At 36.7% G+C, this 20,631-nt stretch carries 13 protein-coding genes; 8 read left to right on the top strand and 5 right to left on the bottom strand.

Annotated features, from left to right (window positions below; all coding sequences use genetic code 11):
• Positions 1-141: 141 nt before the first annotated feature.
• Positions 142-1,008, top strand: coding sequence for a flagellar protein MotY (locus QUD79_RS10215; RefSeq protein WP_184423112.1), 867 nt, complete (start codon positions 142-144; stop codon positions 1,006-1,008).
• Positions 1,009-1,080: 72 nt separating this feature from the next.
• Here the strand turns inward: QUD79_RS10215 and QUD79_RS10210 are convergent, their stop codons facing one another.
• Positions 1,081-1,422 (bottom strand): hypothetical protein, encoded by a 342-nt coding sequence (locus tag QUD79_RS10210; RefSeq protein ID WP_184423114.1) that lies wholly within the window; start codon positions 1,420-1,422, stop codon positions 1,081-1,083.
• Positions 1,423-2,162: 740 nt separating this feature from the next.
• Between QUD79_RS10210 and QUD79_RS10205 the strand changes: the two genes are divergently transcribed.
• The 3 genes from QUD79_RS10205 to QUD79_RS10195 all read left to right on the top strand — a co-directional run bounded on the left by QUD79_RS10205 (position 2,163) and on the right by QUD79_RS10195 (position 4,606).
• Positions 2,163-3,512: a DEAD/DEAH box helicase gene (locus QUD79_RS10205; protein WP_184423116.1), complete on the top strand. Its 1,350-nt coding sequence runs from the start codon at positions 2,163-2,165 to the stop codon at positions 3,510-3,512.
• 10 nt (positions 3,513-3,522) lie between these two features.
• Positions 3,523-4,245 (top strand): substrate-binding periplasmic protein, encoded by a 723-nt coding sequence (locus QUD79_RS10200; protein WP_184423118.1) that lies wholly within the window; start codon positions 3,523-3,525, stop codon positions 4,243-4,245.
• Between the two features lie 85 nt (positions 4,246-4,330).
• Positions 4,331-4,606 carry a hypothetical protein gene (locus tag QUD79_RS10195; RefSeq protein WP_184423120.1) on the top strand — a complete coding sequence of 92 codons (276 nt, stop codon included), beginning with the start codon at positions 4,331-4,333 and terminating at the stop codon, positions 4,604-4,606.
• A 77-nt stretch (positions 4,607-4,683) separates the two neighbouring features.
• On the opposite strand, the gene QUD79_RS10190 is transcribed toward QUD79_RS10195, so the two are convergent.
• The 3 genes from QUD79_RS10190 to QUD79_RS10180 all read right to left on the bottom strand — a co-directional run bounded on the left by QUD79_RS10190 (position 4,684) and on the right by QUD79_RS10180 (position 9,910).
• Positions 4,684-5,532, bottom strand: coding sequence for a 23S rRNA (adenine(2030)-N(6))-methyltransferase RlmJ (locus QUD79_RS10190; RefSeq protein ID WP_184423121.1), 849 nt, complete (start codon positions 5,530-5,532; stop codon positions 4,684-4,686).
• 323 nt (positions 5,533-5,855) lie between these two features.
• Positions 5,856-7,451, bottom strand: coding sequence for an ABC-F family ATPase (locus QUD79_RS10185; protein WP_184423123.1), 1,596 nt, complete (start codon positions 7,449-7,451; stop codon positions 5,856-5,858).
• A gap of 263 nt (positions 7,452-7,714) precedes the next feature.
• Entirely contained in the window at positions 7,715-9,910 is a 2,196-nt protein-coding gene (locus QUD79_RS10180) for a YgiQ family radical SAM protein (protein ID WP_221435142.1), read from the bottom strand.
• 640 nt (positions 9,911-10,550) lie between these two features.
• Between QUD79_RS10180 and putA the strand changes: the two genes are divergently transcribed.
• The gene (gene putA / locus QUD79_RS10175; protein WP_184423127.1) at positions 10,551-14,375 is read left to right on the top strand and encodes a bifunctional proline dehydrogenase/L-glutamate gamma-semialdehyde dehydrogenase PutA; all 3,825 of its coding nucleotides are present in this window, start codon (positions 10,551-10,553) and stop codon (positions 14,373-14,375) included.
• A gap of 230 nt (positions 14,376-14,605) precedes the next feature.
• Complete coding sequence (locus tag QUD79_RS10170; protein WP_184423129.1) at positions 14,606-17,128, top strand: S9 family peptidase; 2,523 nt, start codon at positions 14,606-14,608, stop codon at positions 17,126-17,128.
• 202 nt (positions 17,129-17,330) lie between these two features.
• Here QUD79_RS10170 and rrtA read toward each other — a convergent pair whose 3' ends face one another.
• On the bottom strand, positions 17,331-17,930 hold the full coding sequence (rrtA, locus tag QUD79_RS10165) for a rhombosortase (protein ID WP_184423131.1): 600 nt from the start codon (positions 17,928-17,930) through the stop codon (positions 17,331-17,333).
• Between the two features lie 120 nt (positions 17,931-18,050).
• Between rrtA and QUD79_RS10160 the strand changes: the two genes are divergently transcribed.
• On the top strand, positions 18,051-18,674 hold the full coding sequence (locus QUD79_RS10160) for a tRNA-uridine aminocarboxypropyltransferase (protein ID WP_184423271.1): 624 nt from the start codon (positions 18,051-18,053) through the stop codon (positions 18,672-18,674).
• Positions 18,667-20,409: a gamma-glutamyltransferase gene (gene ggt, locus QUD79_RS10155; protein ID WP_184423133.1), complete on the top strand. Its 1,743-nt coding sequence runs from the start codon at positions 18,667-18,669 to the stop codon at positions 20,407-20,409. The genes QUD79_RS10160 and ggt overlap by 8 nt, the downstream gene beginning before the upstream one ends.
• The last annotated feature ends 222 nt before the right edge of the window (positions 20,410-20,631 follow it).

Here is a 20,631-nt window from a genome sequence, read left to right as displayed (position 1 = left end):
GGTATTATCGCAGAAAGTATCAACGAAAACTCATTTGTTGTCTAAAAAGTTATGATAAAAGAGAGATATGATATTTTTTATTAAAGAAATTCTAATTTAAGTCGATATCATTAATGTAGCTAACTAACTAGAAAGATTGTTATGTATAAAACCTTATCGATTCTTACATTGTCGTTTATTGTCACTACTGCTAATGCGAGCATTAGGCAGTATCAAGCTGATCTAGACAGCTCAAAGTGGCAGTTAACAAATAATTCTCGTCTGGAGTGCACATTAGCTCATCAAATTCCTAACTATGGCCTCGCTAAATTTTATAGCCGTGCTAGTAGAGACTTAAACATGGAGTTTGAGTTGGATATGTTACGTTTACCCGATAATTATTCATTAGCCGAGGTGCGTTCAGTTGCACCTAAGTGGAAACCCGGACAATCAGGATACACTATCGCGGACATGAAATTACATAAACAATTCTCCCCTGACTTACCTAAGAAAGTTGCTTGGACCATGTTAAATGAGCTTGAGCAGGGTATGAGCCCAACATTTTATTATGATGACTGGTATAGCAATAACGATAAAATATCAGTTGGTCTATCAAGTGCTCGCTTTAAAAAAGCGTATCAGAACTTTGTTGGCTGCGTTGGTAACTTATTAAACTATAATTTTGATGATATTGCTTATACGGTACTTAATTATCAATTTAATAGCGATGAGCTAACAAAAGCATCACGTAAGCGTATAGCGATGATAACTGAGTATTTAGCTTTAGATGCTGAATTGGAACTTGTACTAATTGACGCTTTTACCGATAGCTTTGGTGGGCGAAGTTTAAACCAAACAATTTCTAAAAAGCGCGCAGATAAAATCAAAGAGTACTTTATTGCTAGTGGCATTGATCCAAACCGTATTGCAGCTAAAGGCTACGGTGAGAGACGACATATTGCTTCAAACGATACTGTTTTAGGTCGCGCAAAAAATAGACGTGTAGTTGTTCGAATGGAACAACCCTAGCAAAGTTGCTGTTAACTCAGCAAAAAAAAGGCTACTACCTGAATTGGTGTAGCCTTTGTTTATGTGAGTTAGTTAATTAATTAAGATATCTACTTGATGCTTATTACTTTGTCGAGAAACTATAATACGTATATTATCGCTTTCAGATGAGAATTTAAGTACAAGCTGACCTTTAATTCGTGTTTGACTAGTGATTTCACCATAGTTACTTTGATAAAAATCTATAATTTCTTGTTCACTCTGCTCAGTAAAAAAATTGGCAACAAAAGGTTTTTTATCTTGATATTGTGCAAATACTTGAGCACCCGGTAATAGCTCAATAGTAGCTGCTGTTTCAGCACTCGACTTAAGAGCGAATAAGGATAGTGATAACACAATAACTGTAATGCGTTTAGTGGTGTTTTTGCTTAACATGAAGTTCCCTTAGCCATTTTTATTTTGATTATTTTTAAATTATATCAAACAGTATAATAATGTGATCGCAAGATCACAATTTTAAGTTTGAAAAGCAAACAACTGAATACACAGAGCAGCTTTCTCATACAAACAAACTTTTTACTCAATATCATAAAATGCATATGTACTAGGGTTTGGGTGAACTTTTGGTTTGTAGTAGAGTATAAGGTGTTGTTTTTAAGGTGATTTATACTGCGTTATTCATTTTAATAATAGAACCACTATTACTTACAATCAATGCCTTGCCTAAATCGCTTCTAATTCCAACTGAAACTCGCATCTTGAGGTGGTTTGGGTATATACCCAAGCCACCTCAAGATGCAGAATTCAGCGTTTCACAGGTACTTAATATCAAGGCGTTACTTTGCAAAAATGGCAGTCCCTTTTAAGAAGTAACAACGATGAGAGTAAGTGCCTGTGAGACGCCTAAAAGGTTGGTTTAAAAGCTATTTATACTGCGTTATTCATTTTAATAATAGAACCACTATTACTTACAATCAATGCCTTGCCTAAATCGCTTCTAATTCCAACTGAAACTCGCATCTTGAGGTGGTTTGGGTATATGCAGTATAAATATACTCATTTACGCTACAGAGTAAGTTTTTCGATTATATTGTTAAATTGTTCGATCAATTAACTGGCTAAACAGTTATAATATAATTGATATTTTTAATAATACATCACCTAGGAGAACGCTTTTGCTATTTAGCGATTTTGGTTTAGATAAACGCTTATTATCAACGGTAGAACATTTAGGGTTTCAAGCCCCTACCGATATTCAACATCAAGCTATACCTGTTGCTATGACAGGCCAAGATTTAATTGCATCTTCAAAAACAGGCTCAGGTAAAACACTTGCTTTTATTTTGCCTGCTATGCAAAGGCTAATTAAAAATAGAGCACTTACTAAGCGGGATCCTCGGGTTGTTATTTTAACGCCTACTCGGGAGCTTGCTAAACAAGTTTTTACTCAACTACGTTTATTTACTGCAGGCACACAATTTAAAGCAGTATTAATATTAGGTGGTGAAAACTTTAACGATCAGGTGAAAACACTAGAGAAAGATCCACATTTTATTGTAGCTACGCCAGGCCGATTAACAGATCACTTAAAGCAGGGGCACTTTTATTTACATGGCCTTGAGCTTTTAATTCTTGATGAAGCTGACAGAATGTTAGATTTAGGCTTTGCTAAAGAACTTAGCTTAATTAATAAAGCTGCTGATCATCGTAAACGCCAAACATTGTTATTTTCTGCAACCTTAGACCATGCACAAGTAAATGATTTTGCATTAGAGCTATTAACCAAGCCTAAACGCATTGCAATAGGCGCGGCACACACGGAGCATAAGGATATCACTAAACGTTTTTATTTTGCTGATGATCTTGAACATAAAGAGGCTTTATTACATCACTTCTTAACAGATGAAAAATACCAGCAAATGATAATTTTTACCGCTACACGATCTGACACAGAACGTTTAGCTAACGACTTATCCAAGAAAGGTTTAAGTACTGTTGCGTTAAGTGGCGACTTAAACCAAAGCCAAAGAAATCAAATAATGGAGAGTTTTAGTAAGGGACAACATAAAATATTGGTTACTACTGATTTAGCTTCTAGAGGTTTAGATTTAGTTAACGTTTCACATGTTATAAATTTTGACTTACCTAAACACTGTGAAGAGTTTGTTCATCGTATTGGCCGCACAGGCAGGGCCGGCAATAAAGGTGATTCTATTTCTTTGGTAGGGCCAAAAGATTGGACTAGCTTTAAAAATATAGAAAGCTTTTTACAAATGAATTTTGACTTTAGTGATGTTGAAGGTTTAAAAGCGAAATTTTCAGGGATAAAAGCGCAAGAAAGTAAAACAAAAAAAGCAACTGTTAGCAATACTAAGAAGATTAAAGCAAAAGCTAAGAATCAACAGAAAAAGCCTATGCGAAAGGTTGTATTTACTCAAGATGCCGGAGACCTGCCAGTTATGAGGCGTAAGCAAAAGCTTGATCCAAATTTAATTGATAAAGATACTAACGAAGAAGTTGATTAACAGTTACAACATGATGTTAAAATGTTTTATTATATTTTTTATTATTGTAAGTATGGGAGTTGAGAGCGCTGAGCGACTTCCAACTCACATCTCAGTAGCTGCACCTGAAATTCCACCACTTATATTTTATGACACAAATAAAGAGTTAACAGGCACACTAGTTGAGCAGTTAAATCAGTTTGCTGACAAAACAGGAATTAATGTATCAATTGATGTGATGACATGGGCTAGAGCAATGGTTCAAGTTAAAAACAATCAACATAATGCGTTAATGCCAACGATAAAAAATATTGATCGAGCACAGTTTTTAGTTTTTCCTCAATTGCCGCTGATCAATCTAGAAAGCTCAGTGTTAATTCAGCATAAAAGCAAACAGTCAAACTACACATCAATAACGTCTTTACTCAAAGGGAAAGCTATTGCTAAAGCTCGTTCAATGGTGATGGGTAATGAAATAGATAACTTAATTGCCAATGGAGAATTAACTGTCTTTGAAGTTAATTCTGTTGAGTCGGCTATACAGATGTTAGCGGCTGGAAGGGTTGATTTTGTAGCGACTAAAAGAAGTATTGCTTCTTCGGTAATGGAAAAATTACAGATGAAGAATGACTTTATCTATATCTCTGTAGACAACAAGCCTTCATATACCTACTTAGCCTTTTCTCAAAAATTTGCAGCTAAATATGATATTGAAGCGATAATGGCGCTAATTACCTCTAGCAATAATAATTAAGAGGGATTTATTATTTTTTTAATTGGTATAAGTGCTATATTTAGATTACCTATATTATTTAAATGGAAGTAAAACAGTGGCAAGGATGTTTAATATAATAGAAAAAGAATGGTATAAACGCGAAACATCAACAGGGCAGTACATTACACCAGTACATGTGGTTATACCAGACTATCAACAAGTACATAATCATATTTGTAATATGGTGGTAAGTTATAGTGATGGCTCAACCAAGTCCTTAATTGCACGAGTGCTATTCAACGAGTTCAACAACCAATGGACAGTCGATGGAATGGAGGTTGCTGTTAAAGTGATAGAAAATGCTATCGAAAACTTTCAATCTGACGAACAGGTAGGCTAGTGTTTTCGTTTCTTAAAAATTTAATTAGAAGTAAAATCAACTTAACTTAGCTTTTCTACCTTAGTTTGGATTAGCTATTATTCCTCGATTAGCTGCACTAAATTAAAACTTGAGCTTGAATTTCCCAATTTACTTTGTAAGTAAGGCATTATTTCAGACAGTTGAGTATTTAATTGCCATGGTGGATTAATAATAAATAAGCCCGTTCCTGTCATGCCATATTCATTAGTATCTGCTGTTAAGCAAAACTCCACTTGAAGTAGGTTTTTTATTTCGCTCGTGGTAAATGCATTTTGCATTTGATTTACTAATTCTCGTTTTACGACTGGATACCAAAGAATATAGGTGCCAGTTGCAAACTTTCGATACGCTTTTATTAACGTTTTAACAGCTTTGGTGTAGTCCTCTTTAAGTTCGTACGGAGGATCCATTAATACGACAGCACGTCGGTTTGGCGGTGGCAATAAACTTAGAAGCCCTTGATAACCATCAAGTTGTTTAATATGTGATTTATTCCACCGCTGACAAAAATCAGTTAAGTGTTGAACATCAGTTGGGTGCAATTCAAATAAGTGGGTACTATCTTGCCGACGAGAAAACTTTTTAGCAATACCTGGAGAGCCAGGGTATAACGAAAGTTGCTCTGTACCTAGTTGCTTATTTAACTCGTTAATAATATCGATATATGGAACAAGTGCTTCGGGTAAATCACTATTACTGAATAGCTTATTAATACCGTTTTTATATTCGCCTGTTTTTTGGGCATATTCATCAGCAAGCTGATACATACCTGCGCCAGAATGAGTGTCTATATAGGTAAATCCTTTTTCTTTTTTAGTCACATGTTCAAGCACTAGTGTTAAAACGCTATGCTTTAGCACATCAGCAAAGTTTCCTGCATGAAAAGCATGACGATAACTTAACATTTAATATTTACCCCTGTAATAGTCATTATTAAGTGTTATCTCTCACAACAACTTTAATAATAAACAAATTTACCAATTAGTTTGATTGTTACAAATTAATAACGCCTGAAAAATATCAGGCGTAATTTCGTTAAAGTAATGTTATACCAATCTCACTAACTATGTGATCATTTCTACTGGCTAAAACAGTCAACTACTGCGTATAAAATAGATCACTTAATTAATGAAACTGGTATTAGTTAACCTGAATTAGGGATAAGCTAAATACACCAAAACTAAGATTTTTGCGCACATCCATTATCCCGAGCTCAGGTTAGTTAAGCTTAACTAATCTTTGATGCTAAATAAGCATCATAGTTACCATCGAAATCTTGATAGCCGTCTTTTTCTAGTTCAATAATGCGCGTCGCTAAGCTCGAAACAAACTCTCTGTCATGGCTGACAAATATTATTGTACCTTCGAATTGCTCCATTGCCATGTTTAGCGATTCAATTGACTCCATATCCATGTGGTTTGTAGGCTCATCCATCACTAAAATGTTAGGGCGTTGCATCATTATCTTGCCAAAAAGCATACGACCTTGTTCGCCACCAGATAATACTTTAACTGATTTAGAAATATCGTCAGCAGAAAATAATAAGCGGCCTAAATACCCACGTACAGCTTGCTCGTCGTCTGTAGGCTGGCGCCATTGACTCATCCATTCGAATAAAGTCATATCATTTTCGAACTCATGGGCATGGTCTTGAGCATAATAGCCAATATTAACATTCTCAGACCAGGTAAATTCACCTGAGGTTGGCTGATAGCCAACTTCATTCATTAGCATGCGTAAAAATGTTGTTTTACCAATACCATTTTCACCAATTACAGCGACACGTTCACCCACTTCTATCATTAATGACATATCTTTAAGTATATGATTATCATCAAAATTTTTATTGATATTCTCAAGTGTTAAGGCATTTCGAAATAACTTTTTTTCTTGCTCAAAACGAATAAACGGATTCACACGACTTGATGCTTTAACTTCTGATAACTGAATTTTGTCGATCTGTTTCGCCCGAGAAGTTGCTTGTTTTGCTTTAGATGCATTAGCCGAGAAGCGGGCAACAAAGGCTTGTAATTCACCGATTTGTGCTTTTTTCTTTGCATTTTCAGAAAGTAATTGAGCTCTAGCTTGTGTTGAAGCAAGCATGTACTCATCATAATTTCCTGGAAAAACACGTAATTCTCCGTAATCTAAATCAGCCATATGTGTACAAACACTGTTTAAAAAGTGGCGATCATGCGAAATGATGATCATGGTTGAATCACGTTCGTTTAATATTTCTTCCAGCCATTGGATAGTATGAATGTCTAAGTTGTTGGTGGGTTCGTCGAGTAATAAAATATCAGGATCTGAGAATAGGGCTTGGGCTAACAATACACGTAATTTCCAACCTGGTGCGACTTCACTCATTAAACCATAGTGTTGATCAACAGGAATACCTACACCCATTAATAATTCACCCGCGCGGCTTTCAGCAGTATAACCATCCATTTCAGCATATTGAGACTCTAAGTCACCAACACGCATTCCGTCTTCTTCAGTCATTTCAGGTAATGCGTAAATGCGATCTCTTTCTTCTTTAACAGCCCAAAGCTCGGTATGGCCCATTATTACGGTATCTACTACAGAGAAGTTTTCAAAAGCGAATTGATCTTGGCGTAACTTACCAATACGTTCATTAGGATCTAAGCTAACATTCCCGCTTGTTTGCTCTAAATCGCCGCCTAAAATCTTCATAAAGGTTGATTTACCACAACCATTAGCGCCTATTAAACCATATCGGTTGCCGCCACCAAATTTTTGTGAAATATTTTCAAATAAGGGCTTAGCGCCAAATTGTTGTGTGATGTTGTTTGCATTGAGCATTAATAAAGCCTACCTATCTAAGCTATCTAAATAATGCGCGCGATTATACCTGAATACGCCTTGCTTTAATAACAAACTTTAAGTTGATTGCGATAAAGCGATAAAACTAAACCTAGTAGAAAGGGCTACTTGGTTTTAATTTACTTAAAGGAACGGAAGAGCAATAGTTTTAAATTATCACTCTTTTGTGCTGCTTAGTATTATCTATGAGCTTAACGTATTGAACTAGCTACGTTAGGTTTGCCAGTTGATTTTAGCCGTTATTATCTACTTTTACGTTGAGCGGTTGGCTTACGATCATTAAATTGATTAGCACTAAAGCGGGTTAAACCTTGTTTTCCGTTTGTTGCTGGCTTTTTGGTAAAGCTACGCTTTTGGCCTGGCGATGTTTTATTACCAAGTGCATTATTTTTACCTTTACCATTATTTTTATAATGCTGTTGGCTTTTTTCAGCATGTGTTTCATGCGGTATTAAACACCCTGGAGCCGTGCCAATGAGCTTTCGAGCAAGTCCCATTTTAGTAAATGCTTCTCGCAGTAGGGGCCAATTTGCAGGATCATGATAGCGTAATATTGCTTTATGCAAGCGTCGTTTGATTGTCCCTTTGGGTACCACTACCGAATCACTTGTTTTCTTAACATTCTTTAATGCGTTAATTTCCGTATGATAAAGGGTGGTAGCACTTGCTAAAGGTGATGGATAAAAGTTTTGTACTTGATCAAGTTTAAAGTCATTGTCTTTTAACCATAAAGCAAGATTTATCATGTCATTATCGGTGGTGCCAGGATGAGCTGAAATAAAATAAGGTATTAGGTATTGTTTTTTACCTGCTAACTTTGAATAGTGCTCAAACATTTCCTTAAATTTATTATAGCTCCCCATGCCCGGTTTCATCATACTATTAAGAGGGCCTTCTTCAGTATGTTCTGGTGCTATTTTTAGGTATCCACCGACATGGTGGCTTGCCAGCTCTTTAATATACTCTGGATTTTCAATAGCTAAGTCGTATCGAACACCTGAAGCAATTAATATTTTTTTAATACCTTTAATTTTTCTCGCTCGTCGGTAGAGATTAATTGTTGGGGTATGATCTGTGTCTAAATGGCCACAAATTGTAGGCCATACACATGAAGGTTTGCGACAAGTAGCTTCTGCTTTTTCACTTTTACAATTAAGTTTATACATATTGGCGGTAGGGCCGCCTAAATCTGATATTACACCAGTAAACCCTGGTACTTTTGCTTGAATATCTTCAATTTCTTGAATAATAGAATCTTCACTTCTACTTTGAATGATACGTCCTTCATGCTCGGTGATAGAGCAAAAGGTACAACCTCCAAAACAACCACGCATAATATTAATTGAAGTTTTAATCATATCGTAAGCGGGTATTTTAGCATCACCGTATGAAGGGTGTGGCACTCGTTGGTAGGGTAGGCCAAAAACACCATCCATTTCACTTTCAGACAGTGGCTTTGCTGGCGGGTTTAACCAAATAATTCGATCTCCATGCTTTTGCACTAAAGGTTTGGCCGACGTAGGGTTTACTTCTTGGTGAAATATTCGTGATGCATGAGCATAAAGCACTTTGTTATCTTTTACTTGCTCATAGGTGGGCAAGTTAATATAAGTGGTTAGCCAAGGCTTTTTCTTATCCGCCCAAGATTTGTTTTGTAATTTAGTTGCGCTAAAGTCAACCATGCTGACTGACTGTGGCGTAACAGTTATATCAGCAGTGTCATCTATTGCACTTTTTTCGTCGCTGCAATTAGCTGTCATATCTTGATAAGGGCTAGGGATAGGTTCTATTTTTCCTGGTTTATCAATACTTCTAGAGTCGATACCATGCCAGCCAGGCAGCGCTTGTTTAGTTATAAACGCACTACCTCTTACGTCAGTGATCGTTTTTACATCGTCACCATTAGCTATTCTATGTGCAATTTCAATTAAAGGTCTTTCTGCATTTCCATAAATTAAAAGGTCTGCTTTTGCATCAAATAATACAGAGCGACGCACTTTATCAGACCAATAATCATAATGTGCTATACGGCGTAAGCTTGCTTCAATTCCACCAATAATAACAGGGATGTTTTTATAGGCTTCTTTACAACGCTGAGTGTACACTGTTACTGCGCGATCCGGTCGTTTTCCACCTTCATCGTTTGGCGTATAAGCATCATCATGTCGCATTCTGCGCTCAGCGGTATAACGGTTGATCATGGAGTCCATGTTGCCAGCAGTTACCCCAAAAAATAAATTAGGCTCACCTAACTTCATAAAGTCATCTTTTGAGTGCCAGTTTGGTTGGGCAATAATACCAACCCGAAAGCCTTGCGCTTCAAGCATGCGACCTATTATTGCCATGCCAAAACTTGGATGGTCGATATAAGCATCGCCTGTAACTAAAATAATATCGCAACTATCCCAACCCAATACATCCATTTCTTCACGAGACATAGGTAAAAATGGCGCAGTTCCGAAACACTCCGCCCAGTAAAGCGGGTAGGAAAATAAGTTCTTCCCAGCGGTTGTGTATTGTGATGATTTAGACACGTTAGACTCAATTTAAAAACAAAGGGTAATTATATACCCAAACCACCCCAAGATGCGAATTCTGCATTTTGAGGTGGCTTGGGTGTATCATTATTGTTTGGTCTGTTGAACTTTCATTTTAATCGTAAGGTTTGGTTTTGTATTAACTTACACCCATAGGTTTTAAGTGGTAAAGAAAAGTTTAATTGGTTGAGTTAATCAGTCATTACAAAGGTATAACCACTCAGACTATTGTGATAGCGTTAGCGTTATTATTCATGAAAACATGCACTGCAATGCCAACTTGATTTTGATGGGGAAAATGATGGATAACAAGCCCTTGATAGGATGTGATATTAGTTGGTTATTTTGACTTTTGTTGAATGGTTAAATAACGTAAAGTTTAATCTGCGGTTAAATTGTAATTCATCAGTATTTTTAACGGATATAAATGAATTTTAAGTAGCATATTTGGTGGTGAATACTTTAATATGCGCTTTTTTAATCTTATAGAAATCTACCCAAATAGCACCAGACGCTATCTAGTAATTTTGAGGGCAAGCACATGCTTTTTAATGGTTCGTTAACCACTGACTGTCCAATTCGTCAGAAGATCCGTGAATTTTATCGTATTGATGAAAATGCAGCGGTTGATTATATTCTGCCTGTAGCAGAAGTTAATGTTAGTGCGAGAAGTAGAGCTTGGGAAAGAGCTCGTAAAATGGTAATGCAAATTCGCGAAGACCAAGAAGGTAATGGCGCTATAGATGCTTTATTAAATGAATACTCACTTTCAAGCGAAGAAGGTGTTGTATTGATGTGTTTGGCTGAAGCTTTGTTACGTGTACCAGATAAGAAAACCCAAGACGAATTAATTCGTGACAAAATCTCTCAAGGCCAATGGAGCTACCATTTAGGCAGCAGTGATTCTTTATTTGTTAATGCTTCTTCTTGGGGGCTTTTAATTACAGGATCTATGGTTAATTACGCTGATAAGCGCAAACAAGATAGTTTTGGTTTACTGAAGAAAACTATTGGTCGTTTAGGTGAACCTGTTATACGTAAATCAATGAACTATGCCATGAAAATTATGGGCAAACAGTTTGTTATGGGTGAAACAATCGCTGCCGCCACTGAACGCGCTGCCACTAAAGAACAGAATGGTTATGTATATTCGTATGACATGCTTGGTGAAGGTGCACGCACCATGGCTGATGCAGATCGCTATTTAAAATCATATCGAGATGCGATTGACACTATTGGTGAAATTTCACTGAAATCGGGGAAAAACGACCCTCGTCGAGTACCTGGCATTTCAGTTAAACTTTCTGCTATTCATCCTCGCTATGAATTTACCAACAAGGCCCGCGTCATGGCGGAAATTGTTCCGAAACTGAAAGCGCTTTGTCTACAAGCTAAAAGCTATAATATTGGTTTAACCGTTGATGCCGAAGAGTCTGAGAGATTAGATATTTCTCTTGATATTATAGAAGCGGTATTTAGTGATAATGAATTAGCAGGTTGGGATGGTTTTGGTATTGCATTACAAGCCTATCAAAAACGTGCGCTATGGGTTGTTGAATGGTTACGCGAATTAACGCTACGTGTTGACCGAAAAATGATGGTGCGATTAGTAAAAGGTGCTTATTGGGATACAGAAATTAAAAATACCCAAAAAGACGGACATCAGCACTTTCCAGTTTTCACACGTAAATCATCTACTGATGTTTCTTATCACGCGTGTGCTAACAAGCTTTTAGATTACAGAGATAGTATCTATCCACAGTTTGCTACTCATAATGCTTACACGGCAGCGACTATTGTAGAGCTTGCTGGTGATGATAAAGAAGGGTTTGAGTTTCAATGCTTACATGGCATGGGTGATTCTTTATATGATCAAATTGTTAGCGGTGAACATATTCAATGTCGAATTTACGCACCTGTTGGTCAGCATGAAGATTTACTTGCATATTTAGTACGTAGGTTACTTGAAAATGGCGCTAACTCTTCATTTGTAAATGCTATTGTTGATGAAACACAACCGGTTGAGTCATTACTAGAAGATCCTGTTGAAAAAACACAGCGCTTAAAAGATAGATATAATAATCAGATAATTAAACCAATTGCGTTATATCACGATAAAAATGGCAAAGGTCGAGATAACTCTATAGGTATTGATTTAACTGATATTAATGAAATTACGCCATTAAAAGCGTCATTAGAACAATGGTTTTCTGATAACTTACTGAATAATAATGAAGTGCCCGAAGGTGCTAATCCAGTCTTAAACCCAGCAAATCATAGCGAAATTATTGGTTTTCAACACCATAGTAATACAGATGAAATGCTTGCCATGATTGATACCGCTGAAAGCGCTTTTGAGACTTGGTCAAAAACGCCTGTGGCAGAGCGCGCTGAGTTACTATGTCGCGTTGCTGATAAACTTGAAGAACATATGGATGAGCTTATCGCTATATGTATCAAAGAAGCAGGAAAAATAACCCAAGATGGTATTGACGAAGTAAGAGAAGCGGTTGATTTTTGTCGTTATTATGCAGAGCGAGCAATTGAGCTAGCAGAAGATGAACGTTTAGAACCTCGTGGTGTAATACTGTGTATTAGTCCTTGGAACTTCCCGTTAGCGATATTCTTAGGTCAAGTTGCCGCAGCAATAGCAACGGGTAATACAGTGTTAGCTAAACCTGCTGAGCAAACTAGTTTAATTGCTTTGTACACAATTGAGTTAATGAAATCAGTTGGATTGCCCGATGGTGTTGTACAAGCGGTAATTGCTCGTGGTAGTGAAGTTGGGAAGGTTATAATTCCTGATAACCGTATTCAAACGGTAATGTTTACTGGTTCTACCGAAACAGGCACCAGAATTTCACAAACGTTAGCTGAACGTGGTGGAGACCAAGTACCTTTGATCGCTGAAACCGGTGGTCAAAATTGTATGATAGTAGACTCTACTGCTTTAGCTGAGCAAGTTGTTGACGATGTTATCTCTTCAGGGTTTCAATCGGCAGGTCAACGTTGTTCAGCACTTCGTGTATTATTTTTACAAGAAGACATTGCTGATGGCGTGATTAATATGCTTAAAGGTGCTTTAGCTGAATTGCATGTAGGTGACCCTTCTCAACTTAGTACTGATATTGGTCCGGTAATTGATCAAAAAGCACTTGATGCACTTAACGCTCATAGCGAGTATATGAAATCTAACGGGCAACTGTTGTATCAATGTGAAATATCAGATGAAGTATCAGACAATGGGCACTATTTCTTTGCACCTCGTCTTTATGAAATAAGTGATATAAGCGTTTTAAAACGAGAAGTATTTGGCCCATGCGTACATGTAATTCGCTTTAAAGGCAGTGAAATTGAGAGTGTTATAGATAAAATAAATGGCACAGGTTTTGGCTTAACAATGGGGATTCATACGCGAATTAACTATCGTGGTTTTGAACTAGCTAAGCTTTCAAGAGCGGGTAATGTTTATATTAACCGTAACATGATCGGTGCAATTGTTGGTGTACAACCTTTTGGTGGACGTGGCTTGTCAGGTACAGGGCCAAAAGCTGGCGGACCTAATTATCTTACACGTTTAGTTAAAGAAAAAGCGACTCCAGATGAAGATCAATTTAATGTTTTACCATCTCAAGCAGAAGCGTTAGAGGGAGATGATAAAGCTAGTTCAGAAGCTAATTTGTTTATGGAAAGAGCAAGTGCTGCTGAAAAAGGTTGGCGCTTAACTGAGTTAAATGATCGGATTTCTTATGTTCGCCAATTATTAGCAAAAATTGCCCATGTTGGTATTGTTGATGATTTAGCCGACGATTTAAATCGCACTTTAAAGGCTGCTCGTGAGCAATTAATTAGCATTGAAAAACATTTGAAAAAGCCAACAATTTTGCCAGGGCCAACGGGGGAATCTAATATTCTTTATCTTGAAAACCGTGGCAATATAATTTGTTTCGCTGATAAAGACGTAAGTTTCCATTTTTGGACTCTTTCTGTTGTAACCGCATTAGCAACGGGTAATACGGTAACCTCAGTTGTTTCTGATCTGTTCTATGAAGAGGCTATTGCATTTAGAGAGAAGTTTATTGCAACTGGGGCAGATAAAAATGTGTTCCAAGTGGCACGACTACATCACTTATCTGCAATGTTGGCGCATCCTGCGTTATCGGGTGTTGTTGTTGATAGTTTATGTGATAGAAAGCATTATATCAGTGAAAAATTGGCTGAACGCGAAGGAGCAATATTGCCTGTGATCAGTTCAGAATATTTTGATAATTTGATTCAGCGTTTGTTAACTGAGAAAACTATCAGTATTGATACAACGGCATCTGGCGGTAATACTTCATTAATGACGTTAGTTGAAGAAGATTAGTTACTGATAACGAGCACCTAAAGGTGCTCGTTTTTTTTTGAATTTATTCACCAACTAAAATTATAGACTTATTTTTGTCGTATTTTCCTGCCAAACCGCTTTAGTTCAATTTTTTATTTGAAAATTGTTACAACATTTATCCACTGATTTTAACTTGTTGGTTGCCTAATGCTCGACAGCTTAGTATAAATAGAGCCATCTAAAATTTATTGAAATGTAAAGTTTAACTTATGAAAATAAAAATAATTGTCGCTGCCATTAGTTTATCCTTGGCGGCTTGTGTAGTTACTGAATCAGGTGAACAAACCCCCGAGTCAGTTTTAAATAACTCAAGTAGCTCTTCTATCGTTAGTGAACCGACTCCAATTAGAAGTAAAGAAATTGCCACAGTTGAGGTTAGCAAAGAAATTACGCCAGTATCAGCAACTCATCTTTCTGATATCAAAATAACGCTAGAGCAAATCATGTCAGATCCTGATTGGATGGGGCGTTCTCCTGAGCGCTGGTATTGGGGAGATGATAGTCAAAGCATTTACTATTCTCAGAAACAGAAAGGTACACCGCTGAGAGAGTTATATCATCAGTCGATTTCGGCTAAATCGTCAGATAAAGTGGCACTAGATAAACTCCATCAAGCTTCTGATCGAAATGCAGTTAAAAATGATACAGGTACTCAGGAGGTTTATACATACCAAGGTAATGTATTTCTTAAACACTTAGTAACAGGAGTCGTTACACAGCTTACACATACAACAGCTTACGAAAGTTCAGTGATGTTTTTAGCAAATGGTAATGTTGCCTACCGTGTTAAAGATAAGTTTTTTGAACATGATTTAACTAACAATCGTATAGTTGAATTAGCTAGTTTACTTACTGCTAACGATCCTAAAAACGCTGATAATAAAGTGTCATATTTAGCGGGTGAACAAACAAAATTAATTGGCTATATTGCTCTTCAGCAAAAGAATGAAGCACTAAAAACGCAACAAAGTGATCGATTAAAAGCGCAAAACAATAGCATTACCCAAACAGAATTTTATTTTGGTAAAGGTAAGAGAATTACCCATGCGAGTTTATCGCCACATGCAGATAAAATGATTGTCAGTATTGCTGATCAAAAATCATCAAGAGATGATAGTGATATAATGCCTAATTATGTAACTGATAATGGTAAAGTAGATGCAGAAAAAGTACGTGCTCGTGTTGCCAATAATACTCAATACAAAGAACAATTGTATTTACTTGACTTAACGTCAGGGCAAAAATTTGAATTAGCATTTGATACTTTACCCGGTTTTGATCAAGACGTTTTAGCTTCAGTACGAAAAGAAAATTTTCAGCGAGAAGGGAAAACTTACCAATCAAAAAAATCACCTCGTAATATTCATGTAATGAGAGCGAATTCGCCTATTAAGTGGCATAAAAGTGGTAAGCAGGTCGCGTTATTATTAGAAGCTTGGGATAATAAAGATCGTTGGCTTACATCAGTTAATCTACTCAACAATACCTTAGAAAATCAACATCGTTTACATGATAATGCATGGATAAACTGGAGTTTCAATGAATTTGGCTGGATTGAAGATAAGTTGTATTACTTATCTGAAGAAACAGGGTATTCACACTTATATACTAAGTCGTTAAAAGGCAAAGCGAAACAATTAACTTCAGGAAAGTTTGAGGTTAATAACGTTACGCTAACTAACAATAAAGATCGTTTTATTTTTAGAGCAAATAAATCTCACCCTGGTATTTATGATATTTATCAAGTTAATGCAGATGGCAGCAATTTTACCGCATTAACTGCGCTTGGCGGTAATAATGACTATGCGTTGAGTCCTGATGAAAGCAAATTATTGATAGAACACTCAACCGTTACTATGCCACCAGAATTATATGTTAAAGATTTAACAAACGATTCACCTGCAAAACGTATTACACATACAGTTTCAGAGCAGTTTTTAGCAATGCCATGGGCTTCGCCAAGTGTTATCGCAATCCCGTCTACTAATCAAAAAGAACCGATATATTCACGCGTTTACTTGCCTAAAAACTATGATCAAACCTCAAGTAAAAATAAAGCAGTTATGTTTACCCATGGTGCTGGGTATTTACAAAATGCTCACTTAGGTTGGTCTGGATACTTTAGGGAATTTATGTTCCATAGTATGTTGGTGCAACAAGGCTATGTAGTGATAGATATGGACTACAGAGCTTCAGCAGGCTACGGACGTGACTGGAGAACAGCAATCTATCGTCATATGGGTAAACCTGAAGTTGAAGATATGAGAGATGGGGTAAACTGGTTAGTTGAAAATGCCAACGTAGATCGCAACCGTATAGGTACTTATGGTGGATCATATGGTGGGTTTTTAACACTGATGTCGATGTTTACAGCACCTGATCTATTTCAGTCGGGCTCTGCTTTACGGTTAGTGTCAGACTGGGCTTATTATAACCATGGGTATACATCCAATATTTTAAATACACCAGAAGATGATGCGATAGCTTATGAGCGTAGCTCTCCAATATACTTTGCTGAAGGGCTTGAAAAACCATTATTAATTAATGCGCCAATGGTAGATGACAATGTGTTTTTTCAAGACACAGTAAGACTTGTACAACGTTTAATTGAATTAGAAAAGCAAGACTTTGAAACCGCTATTTATCCAGTTGAACCGCATGGCTTTGTACAGCCAAGCTCTTGGTTAAATGAATACCGTCGAATTTATAAGTTATTTGAATCAACGTTATAAATAAAAGTTTGTTTTAATTTTATACCAGTTTCATTAATTAAGTGACCTATTTTATACGCAGTGAAAACAGTCAAATACAAGGCATTTATTTTCATAACTAGTTGTTCTAATTATAAAATAAATAACGCAGTAGTTGATTGTTTTAACCAGTAGAAATGATCACATAATTAGTGAGATTGGTATTACTGATAAAGCAGCGATATTATTGCTGCTTTTTACTTACCAAATATAAAGTAATAGCTACTAAGAAACCACAAATTACGCCGTATAAATGCGCATCTATTGCCACATTAGCTTCAATAAGTTGTATTACTTCTTCACTTGCGCCATAAACTTGTTCGTAAGCTACTTTAACTAACACTGCAACTATTAATACATAGCCTGTTTTTTCATGTACTTGTATATCTTTATATGCACCAATAACAAATAAGCCATGTAAAATACCAGACAAACCCACATAGCTAATAATTTCGGGTGAGAAAATATAGAGCCCTATGCTAGTGCCTAATGCAAGAAGTAACCAAATAGTTAAATAGCTTTGCCATGTAAAAAACTGTCCGTGTAACGCCCACAGCAGAAAAACAGCGGCACAATTTAATACTAAATGCATATCGTTTGTATGAAATAAATGGCCGGTGATAAATAGCCACCAATGATCCTGTGTAATTAATTCACGATTAAAATTAAAACTATGACTTAATTCATGATTAAAAATGAAAGCAAGAGCGGCTAGCAACATAATGACTAAAGGACCGATGATATGTGTGCTTTTTGTTGGTAATTTTTTAAATGTGATCATCATGGTGTCATAAAAGTAAAAAGTTAATATAAAGTACTTTATCCCAAGTGGTATGATTAGCTGTAGAAGAGATTCTAGTGCGCATTAGCATTGTTTTTTGGTGATAAATTGGCGATTAAAGAAATGTCTCGTAATTATTGTAACCTATGTTCGAAGCCCGAAGTAAGTTGTATCTGCAAATTTATGATCTCAATAAAAAATGAGATTGAGATCATTATTTTACAACACCCAAGTGAAGTAAAACAAAGTAAAGCTACCGTTCCTTTGCTTGCTGGTTCTTTAGCAAAGTGCCATGTTTTTACGGGGGAAAACTTTGATACCAATGAATCACTACAGCAGTTAATCGCGAAATATTCCAATAGTGTGGCGTTACTTTATCCAAGTGAGTTTGCTCAAGTACTTGCTAATAACGAAAATTCTTCATGTTTAAAAGGAATTCGTTGTTTAATATTACTCGACGGTACGTGGAAAAAAGCCTATCGTATCTATCAGTTAAATACATTTTTACATCAAATGCCACACTGGGTATTACCCGATATTTACAAAGGTAAGTATCAGATTAGAAAAACAACAAAACTTGGTGGGCTGTCAACACTGGAGGCCTGTTGTTATGCGCTGACAACTCTCGAAAACGGTAATGAGCGCTACAAGCCGCTGTTAGATAACTTTGTGGCTTTTAATCTGTTTCAACAGCGTTTCGTACCAACAACATCTAATAATAGTTCAATGGAAATACCAAATGAATAGAAAAATGTTTATAGCACTATCAATTTTAAGTTTCTTTTGTACAGCGACCAGTTTGCATGCACAAGAAATAAGAGAGCCAGAAGCAACGGTATCTATTACGGCTAAACAGGCCGTAGTTGCAGATAAATTTATGGTTGTAGCTGCAAACCCTTATGCAAGTGAAGCCGGTTTTAATATTTTAAAACAAGGAGGTAGTGCTATTGATGCCGCGATAGCAGTGCAATTAGTATTAACCCTAGTTGAACCGCAGTCTTCAGGTATTGGTGGCGGTGCCTTTATTTTACATTGGGATAAAAAAACACAAGCGTTATCAACGTTTGACGGCAGAGAAACAGCGCCAGAAAAAGCGACCAGTGAACTCTTTTTAGATAACAATGGCAAGTCTGTTCCTTGGGTAAAAGCAATAGTAGGTGGACGCTCCGTAGGGGTGCCTGGTGTATTGGCCGCACTTAAAAAAGCACATTTACAATATGGTAAGCTCCCTTGGTCGGTGTTGTTTAGCGATGCAATTAAACTCGCAGAAGAAGGTTTTATTGTTTCTCCACGACTTGAAAAGCTGCTGTCGATGCAATTAAACCCAGGCGTGACTCTTATGCCATCAATTCACAATTATTTTTTTCCTGATGGTGAAGTGATTAAGGCAGGTGCTTTATTAAAAAATCACGCTTTAGCTAACGTTTATAAGAGTATAGCGAAAAGTGGCACAACACCATTTTATCAAGGTTGGATCGCTGAAAAGATAGTTGCAGCGGTTAATAATAGCCCAGTAGCACCAGGTGTATTATCGCTTAACGACCTAGCTACTTATGAAGCAAAAGAACGAGCAGCCGTATGTGGGCCGTATCAAACTTATAAAATATGCGGTATGGGGCCCCCAAGCTCTGGTGGTATCGCAGTTATTCAAATGCTTTCAATGCTGGCACCATTTAAGCTGAATGAGCGAGAATTTTTAGATCCTCAAACATTAAATTTATTTACGCAAAGCTCTCGTCTAGCCTTTGCCGATAGAGAGATGTACCTTGCCGATAGTGACTTTGTACAAGTACCGACAGACCAGTTACTTAACAAAGATTATTTAGCAACACGATCGCAATTAATATCACCAGATAAAGTGATTGATAAGGTTCAAGCAGGACAATTTGCTACGCCACTTGCTTATGCTAATAACGACAGCTTTGATCTACCTTCAACTAGCCACTTTTCTATAGTTGATCAACAGGGTAATGCTATTTCCATGACAACGAGTATTGAAATGGCATTTGGCTCAGCTGTTATGGTAGAAGGGTTTATTTTAAATAATCAATTAACTGACTTTGCGTTATCACCTAAACGCAATGGCAAGTGGGTAGCTAACCGCGTTGAAGCAAATAAACGCCCACGAAGTTCAATGGCACCAATGATGGTGTTTAATGCTGATAATAGTTTAAAACTTGTCGTTGGCTCTCCAGGAGGAAGTCGCATTATTAATTATGTTGCAGAAACCATCCTAGGTGTTTTAGATTGGCAACTTAATCCTCAACAAGCGATTAATTTACCTAAAATTACTAATCGCAATGGTGCTACAGCCATAGAGCAAGGTAGTAAGTTAGTTAAATATGTAACCACGTTAGAGCAAATGGGCCATAAGGTTAGCGTTCGCGATTTAAATAGTGGTGTTCATGCTATTGAATTGAAAAATGGGAAGTTAATTGGTGGTGCTGATCCAAGAAGAGAAGGAGTAGCGCTAGGGCAATAGCAAGTATTTTTGAGTTCGTGCTTTATACCAATCTCACTAACTATGTGAGCATTTCTACTGGCTAAAACAATCAACTACTGCGTTATTAATTTTATAATTAGAGCAACTAGTTATGAAAATAAATGCCTTGTATTTGACTTTTTTTTACTTCGTATAAAATTGATCACTTAATTAATGAAACTGGTATTATATTTAATTCTGCGATATTCGGGGATGGTTTTT

The organism is Thalassotalea piscium, assembly GCF_030295935.1.
GTDB classification, from domain to species: domain Bacteria; phylum Pseudomonadota; class Gammaproteobacteria; order Enterobacterales; family Alteromonadaceae; genus Thalassotalea_B; species Thalassotalea_B piscium.
This window is presented reverse-complemented; position numbering and strand designations above follow the sequence as displayed.

Bases quoted from the DNA above. Each gene is read 5' to 3' on its own strand.
- QUD79_RS10180 (WP_221435142.1), bottom strand. From the start codon at position 9,910: ATGTCTCGTGAAGAAATGGATGTATTGGGTTGGGATAGTTGCGATATT.
- ggt (WP_184423133.1), top strand. From the start codon at position 18,667: ATGAATAGAAAAATGTTTATAGCACTATCAATTTTAAGTTTCTTTTGT.
- QUD79_RS10170 (WP_184423129.1), top strand. From the start codon at position 14,606: ATGAAAATAAAAATAATTGTCGCTGCCATTAGTTTATCCTTGGCGGCT.
- putA (WP_184423127.1), top strand. From the start codon at position 10,551: ATGCTTTTTAATGGTTCGTTAACCACTGACTGTCCAATTCGTCAGAAG.
- QUD79_RS10160 (WP_184423271.1), top strand. From the start codon at position 18,051: ATGTCTCGTAATTATTGTAACCTATGTTCGAAGCCCGAAGTAAGTTGT.
- QUD79_RS10190 (WP_184423121.1), bottom strand. From the start codon at position 5,532: ATGTTAAGTTATCGTCATGCTTTTCATGCAGGAAACTTTGCTGATGTG.
- QUD79_RS10195 (WP_184423120.1), top strand. From the start codon at position 4,331: ATGTTTAATATAATAGAAAAAGAATGGTATAAACGCGAAACATCAACA.
- QUD79_RS10215 (WP_184423112.1), top strand. From the start codon at position 142: ATGTATAAAACCTTATCGATTCTTACATTGTCGTTTATTGTCACTACT.
- QUD79_RS10200 (WP_184423118.1), top strand. From the start codon at position 3,523: ATGATGTTAAAATGTTTTATTATATTTTTTATTATTGTAAGTATGGGA.
- QUD79_RS10210 (WP_184423114.1), bottom strand. From the start codon at position 1,422: ATGTTAAGCAAAAACACCACTAAACGCATTACAGTTATTGTGTTATCA.
- rrtA (WP_184423131.1), bottom strand. From the start codon at position 17,930: ATGATGATCACATTTAAAAAATTACCAACAAAAAGCACACATATCATC.
- QUD79_RS10185 (WP_184423123.1), bottom strand. From the start codon at position 7,451: ATGCTCAATGCAAACAACATCACACAACAATTTGGCGCTAAGCCCTTA.